Source organism: Streptomyces sp. Ncost-T10-10d, from assembly GCF_900091955.1.
In the GTDB taxonomy this organism is placed as follows: domain Bacteria; phylum Actinomycetota; class Actinomycetes; order Streptomycetales; family Streptomycetaceae; genus Streptomyces.
The window spans coordinates 23,777-32,464 of record NZ_FMDF01000106.1 but is presented as its reverse complement, the minus strand read 5'-3'; the positions used below and the strand labels follow the sequence as shown (position 1 = coordinate 32,464).

The window sequence follows — 8,688 nt, the reverse complement described above, 5'->3', positions numbered from 1 at the left end:
CTGGCGGCTGACCCTCCGGTCGGCGAGCTTGGTCGGAACGGACGGCATTCCGAGAGAAATCGCAGTCATGCGCTGAGCATCCCCAAGGTGTGGATCAAGGTCCCGAGATCGGCGGGCTCCGGGTTTCGAGGTTACGGCACCGGCGGCACCCCCGAGCACACCGCGTCCGGGAGTGCCGCGCAAGGGGACGGGCCCGTACACACGCTGTGTGCCGGGCCGTCACCCATGGTTCACCGGGCCGGTCGGGAGATCAGGAGATCTTGACCGGATTGACGATGTCGGCCACCAGCACCAGCAGTGTGAAGCAGATGAACACACCTGCGACGACATAGGCGACCGGCATCAGTTTGGCCACGTCGAAGGGGCCCGGGTCGGGGCGCCTGAAGACCCGTGCCACATTGCGGCGCAGGGCCTCCCAGAGCGCTCCGGCGATGTGCCCGCCGTCGAGCGGCAGCAGGGGCAGCATGTTGAAGAGGAACAGCGAGAGATTGAAGCCGGCCAGCAGGAACAGCATCATCGCGATCTGGTTCGTCGCCGGGACGTCGAGCGTCATCACCTCGCCGCCGATCCTGGCCGCACCGACCACGCCGACCGGGGAGTCCGCTGCTCGCTCACCGTTGCCGAAGGCCGCGTTCCACAGGTCCGGGATCTTGGAGGGCAGGGCGATGATCGAGTCGACGCCGTTCTCGATCATGTCTCCCATGCGGACGACCGAGTCGCCGAAGGAGAGCGGAACGATGTCGGTCTGGGCGGCGAAGCCGAGGTAGCCGGCCGTCACGTACTGACCGGGGATCACCTCTCCCTTGGAGTCCTTCTTCGCCACCGCGTTCTTCTTCAGCACCGCGTGGAGGGTCTGCTCCTGGCCGTCGCGCTGGACCGTGATCGTGGCGGGGCCGATGGTGTCGCGGATCTTGTCGGAGAGTGTGGCCCAGTCGTCGACCTTCTGGCCGTCGAAGGCGACGATCTTGTCACCCTTCTTGAGTCCTGCGGCCTGTGCGGGCGAGACCGGATCGGACTTCTTGCAGGTGTCACGGTTCGCGCTCTGGGCGATCACGCACTTCTGGACACCCGCCACCTCGGTGGTCTGGGTCTGGAACCCGAAGGTCATCGCCACACCGAGGAAGATCGCGACGGCGAGGACCAGGTTCATGAACGGTCCGGCGAACATCACGATGACGCGCTTCCACGGCTTGCGCGTGTAGAAGAGCCGCTTCTCGTCACCCGGTTCGAGCTCTTCGAAGGCCGCGGACCTGGCGTCCTCGATCATGCCGCGCCACGGTGACGTGGAACGCGCCTCCAGGCGCCCGTCCGGTCCCGGCGGGAACATGCCGATCATGCGGATGTAGCCGCCGGCCGGAATGGCCTTGATCCCGTACTCGGTGTCGCCCTTCTTCCGCGACCAGACCGTCGGTCCGAAGCCGACCATGTACTGGGGGACGCGGATACCGAAGAGCTTCGCGGTCGACAGGTGCCCCAGCTCGTGCCAGGCGATCGAGAACAGCAGCCCGATGACGAAGACGACGATGCCCAGAATCGTCAACAGGACCGTCGTAATACTCATGCGCGCGCCTCCGCTGTCGCTTTCGCCGAGAGTTCACGGGCCCGGGCGCGTGCCCAGGTCTCCGCTTCGAGGACGTCTGCGACCGTGAGCGAAGTTCCCGTGGTGGGGGTGCCGTGTTCGGCCACCACCGCCGTGACCGTATCCATGATTCCGTTGAACGGCAGCCGTCCTGCCAGGAATGCGTCGACGCATTCCTCGTTCGCGGCGTTGAACACGGCCGGGGCGGTGGCGCCGAGCGTGCCCACGTGCCTGGCCAGTCCCACGGACGGGAAGGCATCGTCGTCGAGGGGGAAGAACTCCCAGCTGGACGCCTTCGACCAGTCGAAGGCGGGTGCGGCGTCCGGGATGCGCTGGGGCCAGCCGAGGCCGATGGCGATCGGGCCCCTCATGTCCGGGGGTGTGGCCTGGGCGAGGGTGGAGCCGTCGGTGAACTCCACCATGGAGTGAACGTACGACTGGGGGTGGACCACGACCTCGATCCGGTCGAACGGAATGTCGTAGAGCAGATGCGCCTCGATGACCTCCAGTCCCTTGTTGACCAGGGTGGCGGAATTGATCGTGATGACCGGTCCCATGGCCCAGGTCGGATGCGCGAGCGCCTGCTCGCGCGTGACGTTCGCCAGCTCGCTCTTCGTCCGTCCCCGGAAGGGGCCGCCGGAGGCTGTGACGACGAGCTTCCGCACGTCGGCCCGGGTACCGGCGGCGAGCGCCTGGAAGAGGGCGGCGTGCTCGGAGTCGACCGGGATGATCTGGCCGGGCTCGGCCAGCGCCTTGACCAGCGGGCCGCCGACGATCAGCGACTCCTTGTTGGCCAGGGCGAGCGTGCGGCCCGCTTCGAGTGCGGCGAGTGTGGGGGCGAGACCGATCGATCCGGTGATTCCGTTGAGCACGGTGTGGCAGTCACCGGCGGCGAGCTGGGTGGCGGCTTCGGGCCCTGCCAGGATCTCGGGGAGCGGCTCACCCGTCCCGTACTGCTCGCGCAGCGCCTCGCGGAGAGCCGGTACGGCATCCGGTACGGCGACGGCCACGGTACGCACCCGTAGCCGCCGCGCCTGCTCGGCGAGGAGCGCGACCCGGCCGCCCGCGGCGGAGAGCGCGATGACACGGAAGCGGTCGGGGTTGCGCAGTACCAGGTCGATGGCCTGGGTGCCGATGGAGCCGGTGGAACCGAGGATGACGAGATCCCGGGGGCCTTCCGCGGCGTCGAAGACGATGTGCGGGTCGGCGAGGGGGGCAGGGCTGTCGCTCATGCCCCCCATTGTTGCCGCATCGGCTGTGAGTGTGGACAGTGCGTCCCCCAGGCCGGGCAGGCGCGGTCCGCCCGGGGCCGATCGTCAGCCGTCCTGGCGCGAAACCTCGCCCACCGGGCCGTCGTGATCCGTGGAGTCGCCGGGGCGGTCATTTCGACATGGGGTGAGCGCACAGGGTCTTCTTCTCCGCGCTGTACTCCAGGTACAGCAGCCAGTCCCTGCCCCAGCACTTGTCCCCGTCGGAGATCCAGTACTCGGCCTCGGGGGAACTGCAGCCGACCTCTTCGAGGTCCTGCTCGGGCCATTTCGCATGGTTGCGGATGCAGTCACCGGCGGTGAACGTGGGCTGGGTGTGCGGAATCAGCTTCGGGACCACGACCGCGCCCAGGGCCACGACCAGGGCGGCCATGATGACCAGCGCGGGCGGCCGGGCCAGCACCCGGCGCCCCGGGGCGAGTTGGGGCCGCAGATTGCCCACCGGGTGGGGCAGGGCGCGGATCCGGGAGCGGGCGCCGATGTTCATCACCATCGTGACCGGTGCGGCGAACACCGACAGCAGACCCCACCAGCCCTGCCAGAGGGTGTCCGAGGTCATCCTGCGGTACGTGGCCGTTCCGCAGGTCCGGCAGAAGGCGCCCTCCTCGGTCAGGAAACGCAGTGTGACGACGAGCCCGCGGTGTCCACGCACCACGGCGTGGACCGCCGGTATCGCACCGCAGATGTGGCACGACGCAACGGATCCGTAGGAGGTCGGCGGGTGGTGGGGTGGCGTGGACATGAGAACTCCCGGAGACGGCGTGGGCTCGGGAACCCTAACGGTTCGTGAGTTCCGCGAACCCGGCGAAGGCCTCGTGGAACCCGGGAAACGTCTTTCGTACGCAACCGGGGTCGTCGAACGTGATGCCGGGCACCCGCAGGCCGGCGACGGCGAACGACATGACGATGCGGTGGTCGCCGTGGGTGGTGATCTCGGTGGGACGGGGTGTGCCGGGGTGGATCTCGATCCAGTCACGGCCCGTCCCGACCGTGATCCCCATCCGTCTGAGGTTCTGGGCGCAGGCCTCCAGCCGGTCGCACTCCTTCACCCGGGTGTTGCCCACGTCCTCGATGCGTACCGGCCCCGACGCGAAAGGTGCGATCGCCGCCAGCGTCGGCATGGTGTCGGAGATGTCGCGCATATTGACGGTGAGGCCCGAGAGGGTGCCGCCGGAGCTGACGGTGGTGGACCGGGCCGTGGTGTGCACCTCGGCGCCCATGCGGCGCAGCACATCGACGAACCGGAGGTCGCCCTGGAGTGCGTCCGTGCCGAGGCCGGGAACGGTGACCTCACGGCCGGTGAGGGCCGCCGAGGCGAAGAAGTAGCTCGCGGTGGAGGCATCGGGCTCGATGGCGTAGGTGGTGGCCCGGTAGCCGCCGGGTGGCACGGTGAAGACGTTGTTGTCGTGGCCGCCGCGGGTCGTCTCGACGCCGAAGCTGCGCATCATCGCGAGGGTGATCTCGATGTACGGGGCGGAGACCAGGTCGGTGACGGTGATACGGAGCCCCTGAGCGGTCAGCGGTCCGAGCATCAGGAGTGCGGTGAGGTACTGGGAGGACTCCCCCGCGTCCAGGGTGAGTTCGCCGCCCCTGATCCCCGATGCGCTGATCCGCAGCGGGTGGTGGCCCTCGGCCGCGTCGTGGCGCAGGTCGACGCCGAGCGTGCGCAGGGCCTCGGTGAGCGGGGCAAGGGGACGGCGGCGCATCTGGGCGGAGGCGTCGAAGCGGTACGTGCCGGAGGCTGCGGCCGCGGCGAGGGTCGGCAGGAAGCGTGCCGTGGTGGCGCCGTCGCGGCAGTGGACATCGGCGTCGGTGACGGCGGGGCCGGAGGGACGGCCCTCGATGTGCCAGCGGTCCGCTTCCTGTCCGACGCGGTAGCCGAGGCGCGTGAGGCCTTCGGCGAACCCCTCGGTGTCGTCCGAGCGCAGGGGCCGTACGAGGGTGCTGGTGCCGTTCGCGGCGGCGGCCAGGAACAGGGCACGCGCGGTGACGGACTTGGAGCCGGGGATGTGGATGACGGTCACGGACCGTCATCCTGCCGTACCCCGCACGGCCGGGCGGGGTACGTCCGGTGAGTGGACGTGCGCCCGCCGAGCAGTCCGGGGCGAGGAGCGCCGACGCCATGTGCCGGCCACGCAGGCCACGTGGACGCGCACCGTCGGCGAGGCGCGAAGTACACGGCCACCGCCGGGGATTCCACGTGGCGGGGTCCATGCGTCCGGGCGGAGAAGGTAGAAGGAACCGACGAGGGGCAGAACGGTTAGCAGGGGGTGTTCCGCAACGTCATCCACACCGCAGGATAGGGAAATCGCATGGCAGAACCCATGTCCGCTGCACAGGTCATATCCGCTCTGCGTGCCGAGGGAGTGCGCGTGGTGGAGGTCGGCAACTGGCGTACGCACAACCGGAACTCGAAGGGTGCATGGGGTCCGGTCAACGGCAGCATGGTGCACCATACGGTCACCAAGGGGACCGCGGCGACCGTGGCCATGGTCCGGGACGGGTACGCGTCCCTGCCCGGTCCGCTGTGCCACGGGATGATTGCGAAGGACGGCCGGGTGCACATGGTCGGCTGGGGCCGCGCGAATCACGCGGGCGGCGGTGACCCGCGCGTTCTGGAGCAGGTGATCGCCGAGTCGTACGGCAGCCGGCCGACCCCGCCCACGAAGGGCAACGCGAACGGAATCGACGGCAATGCGCGCTTCTACGGCTGGGAGTGCGAGAACCTCGGCAACGGCAAGGACCCCTGGCCCAAGGCCCAGTACGACGCGATCGTCCGGGTGCAGGCGGCGTTGTGCCGGGCGCACGACTGGTCGGCGAAGTCCGTGATCGGCCACCTGGAGTGGTCGAACGACAAGGTCGACCCCCGTGGTTTCACCATGCCCGAGCTGCGCGCCGATGTGGCTGAGCGGCTGAAGCACCCCGCGAGCTGGAACCCGAATGAGGAGGACCCCATGGCAGGAATCACCAAGCGCGACATTTTCGACGCCGTCTGGAAGACCGATGCGATCGGCGGCCCGACGGACGCGGCAGACCACGGGACGAACCCCACGTGGCAGCCGCAGTCCATCTTGAAGGACATGCAGGCCCGCATCCGTTCCATGGACAAGCGGATGGCCGCCCAGACCGCCGCGATCACCGCGCTCGCCGGTCAGCTCGGCACGGGCGCCGACACCGAGACCGTCATCGCCGCGGTGGAGGCCGCGATCGAGCGGGCCGCCATCGACGTCGACATCGACACCACGGAGACCTGATGGCGTCGGTCTTCACTGCCACGTTCCGGGTCGCGACGGCGGAGCGCACTGTGCGGACCACCGCGCAGACCCTCGTCGCAACACTCGGCCCCGGCACCGCCGGTGTCCTCGATGCCGGCTGGAGGCAGAGCCTGCCACTCGCCGGAAGTGCCGCGCTTCCCGGCGGCCCTCAGCACGATCACTGCGTCCGGGAGCGCTGACGGGCCGGGGCTCATGAGGACTGTCCGGACCCGGACATGGCGCCGCCGGCGTCGGGTGGCGACCAGGTCGCCGTCGAACCGGCCGAGACGCGCGGGGAGATCCGGACGGGGTTCGCCGGGTTGAACGGTCGGCTCGGCCTTGCGCTTCAGCGGACGGAGGCGACCGAGCAGGACATCGACGCGCCACAGGATCGGGTCACCGCCCTGGAGAGGCGCCGCCGGCCGCTCCCGGCGGTCGCCTCGGTGAGCCGGTGCAGCCGGGGCGGCAACCGACCTCGTCGCGCTCTTGCGGTGACCCGCGTAAGCGGTTCCGCCTCGGCTCCTGTCCCGGTATGGGGCATGCCCGAACAGCGAGGAGGCCGCTCGGCCGGGCTCCCAGCCGAGATGCCTGTTCGCCTGCGTGGGTGTCAGCTCGGCCGAATGATCCTTCTGACGTTCGGGTGATGGGTTTCGGATGGATCGGCATCGGCGATCCACGGGCCTTCGCCGCTCGGATCGATGATGCCTTCCTCCAGCCAGGTGTACGCACCGGACAGGACGCCGTCGACCACGCGTCGGTCCAGGTCGTCGGTGTTGGACCACAGGCGGGTGAAGAGTTCCTCGACCCGGACGCGGGACTGGTGGCAGAACGTGTCGGCGAGCCGGTAGGCCTCGCGGCCGTGGTCGCCGGAGGAGCGCAGCAGTTCGGCGCGGACGCAGGCGGCGCTCATGGCGAAGAGTTCCGCGCCGATGTCGACGATCCTGCCGAGGAAGCCCTGCTTGGTCTCCATCCGGCCCTGCCAGCGCGACATGGCGTAGAAGGTGGAGCGCGCGAGCTTGCGGGCGGAGCGTTCGACATAGCGCAGATGGGCGGACAGGTCCGGGTGTCCGGATGGGTTGAATTCTCCGTACGTACGCGGGAGTTGTCCTGGACCCGCGACGAGCTTGGGCAGCCAGCGGGCGTAGAAGCCGGCCGCGTTCGCGCCTGCTTTCGCCTTGGCGGAAAGCGGTTTGTCGGGGTCGATGATGTCCCCCGCGACCTTCAGATGGGCGTCGACGGCCTCACGGGCGATCAGCAGATGCATGATCTCGGTGGAGCCCTCGAAGATCCGGTTGATCCGCAGATCGCGCAGGAGCTGTTCGGCGGGGACGGCCCGTTCGCCGCGGGCGGCGAGGGACGCGGCTGTCTCGAAGCCCCGGCCGCCCCGGATCTGGACCAGTTCGTCGGCCATCAGACAGCCCATCTCGGAGCCGTACAGCTTGGCGAGAGCCGCTTCGATCCGGATGTCGTTGCGGTTCTCGTCCGCCATCTGGGAGGAGAGGTCGACCACCGCTTCGAGCGCGAAAGTGGTTGCGGCGATGAAGGAGATCTTGGCGCCGACGGCCTCGTGCCGGGCGACCGGCCTGCCCCACTGCTCACGGACCGCCGACCACTCGCGGGCGATCTTCAGACACCACTTCCCGGCGCCGACACACATGGCGGGCAGGGAGAGCCGTCCCGTGTTGAGCGTGGTGAGGGCGATCTTGAGCCCTGCGCCCTCGGGGCCGATGCGGTTCGCGGCCGGGACCCGGACCCGGTGGAAGCGGGTGACGCCGTTCTCGAGGCCGCGCAGGCCCATGAAGGCGTTGCGGTTCTCGACGGTGATGCCCGGGGAGTCCGCCTCGACGACGAAGGCCGTGATGCCTCCCTTGTGGCCTTCCGATTTCGGGACGCGGGCCATCACGACAAGCAGGTCGGCGACGACACCGTTGGTCGTCCACAGCTTCACACCGTCGAGGATGTAGTCCGGTCCCTCCGGAACCGCCGAGGTGGCGAGCCTGGCCGGGTCGGAGCCGACGTCCGGTTCGGTGAGCAGGAACGCCGAGATGTCGGTGCTGGCCAGCCGGGGCAGGAAGGTGTCTTTCTGTTCCTGGCTGCCGAAGAGTTTCAACGGCTGTGGCACGCCGATGGACTGGTGGGCGGAGAGCAGTGCACCGATCGCGGGGCTGACGGATCCGACCAGGGCGAGGGCCTTGTTGTAGTAGACCTGGGTGAGGCCGAGGCCGCCGTACTTCGGGTCGATCTTCATCCCGAGCGCGCCGAGTTCCTTGAGGCCGTTGATCACCTCGTCGGGAATCCTTGCCTCACGCTCGATGAGGGCGCTGTCGATCCTGGTTTCGCAGAAGTCGCGCAGCCGGGCAAGGAACGCCTCGCCGCGCCGGACGTCGTCCGCGGCCGGCAGCGGATGCGGATGGATCAGGTCGAGCCGGAAGCGCCCGAGGAAGAGTTCCTTGGCGAAACTGGGCTTGTGCCAGTCCTGTTCGCGCGCGGCCTCGGCCACTTGGCGTGCTTCACGCTCGGTGACCTTGGGCGTGTTCTTCGGAGCGGATGGTGCGGACATGAGGAGCTCACCTCGCCGCGTTGTGGG

General features: G+C 69.1%; 7 protein-coding genes. 2 read left to right on the top strand and 5 right to left on the bottom strand.

The genetic code is table 11. The features are described 5' to 3' along the window. Positions 1 to 250 precede the first annotated feature (250 nt). From GA0115254_RS17105 to aroA, 4 genes are all read right to left on the bottom strand, one after another. The gene (locus GA0115254_RS17105; protein ID WP_093896158.1) at positions 251 to 1,561 is read right to left on the bottom strand and encodes a M50 family metallopeptidase; all 1,311 of its coding nucleotides are present in this window, start codon (positions 1,559 to 1,561) and stop codon (positions 251 to 253) included. After that, positions 1,558 to 2,820 carry a 1-deoxy-D-xylulose-5-phosphate reductoisomerase gene (dxr, locus tag GA0115254_RS17100; RefSeq protein WP_093896157.1) on the bottom strand — a complete coding sequence of 421 codons (1,263 nt, stop codon included), beginning with the start codon at positions 2,818 to 2,820 and terminating at the stop codon, positions 1,558 to 1,560. Before dxr ends, GA0115254_RS17105 begins: the two co-directional genes overlap by 4 nt. Before the next feature lie 139 nt (positions 2,821 to 2,959). Further along, on the bottom strand, positions 2,960 to 3,589 hold the full coding sequence (locus tag GA0115254_RS17095; protein ID WP_093896156.1) for an LppU/SCO3897 family protein: 630 nt from the start codon (positions 3,587 to 3,589) through the stop codon (positions 2,960 to 2,962). Positions 3,590 to 3,623: 34 nt separating this feature from the next. Then, a complete protein-coding gene (aroA, locus tag GA0115254_RS17090) occupies positions 3,624 to 4,871 on the bottom strand; it encodes a 3-phosphoshikimate 1-carboxyvinyltransferase (RefSeq protein ID WP_093896155.1) in 1,248 nt (415 codons plus the stop codon). 288 nt (positions 4,872 to 5,159) lie between these two features. Between aroA and GA0115254_RS17085 the strand changes: the two genes are divergently transcribed. Both GA0115254_RS17085 and GA0115254_RS17080 read left to right on the top strand, forming a co-directional pair. Continuing rightward, positions 5,160 to 6,101, top strand: a complete 942-nt coding sequence (locus GA0115254_RS17085; protein ID WP_256102624.1) for an N-acetylmuramoyl-L-alanine amidase — start codon at positions 5,160 to 5,162, stop codon at positions 6,099 to 6,101. Beyond that, complete coding sequence (locus GA0115254_RS17080) at positions 6,101 to 6,301, top strand: holin (RefSeq protein WP_093896154.1); 201 nt, start codon at positions 6,101 to 6,103, stop codon at positions 6,299 to 6,301. The genes GA0115254_RS17085 and GA0115254_RS17080 overlap by 1 nt, the downstream gene beginning before the upstream one ends. Before the next feature lie 407 nt (positions 6,302 to 6,708). On the opposite strand, the gene GA0115254_RS17075 is transcribed toward GA0115254_RS17080, so the two are convergent. Next, positions 6,709 to 8,661: an acyl-CoA dehydrogenase family protein gene (locus GA0115254_RS17075; protein WP_093896153.1), complete on the bottom strand. Its 1,953-nt coding sequence runs from the start codon at positions 8,659 to 8,661 to the stop codon at positions 6,709 to 6,711. Between the last annotated feature and the right edge of the window lie 27 nt (positions 8,662 to 8,688).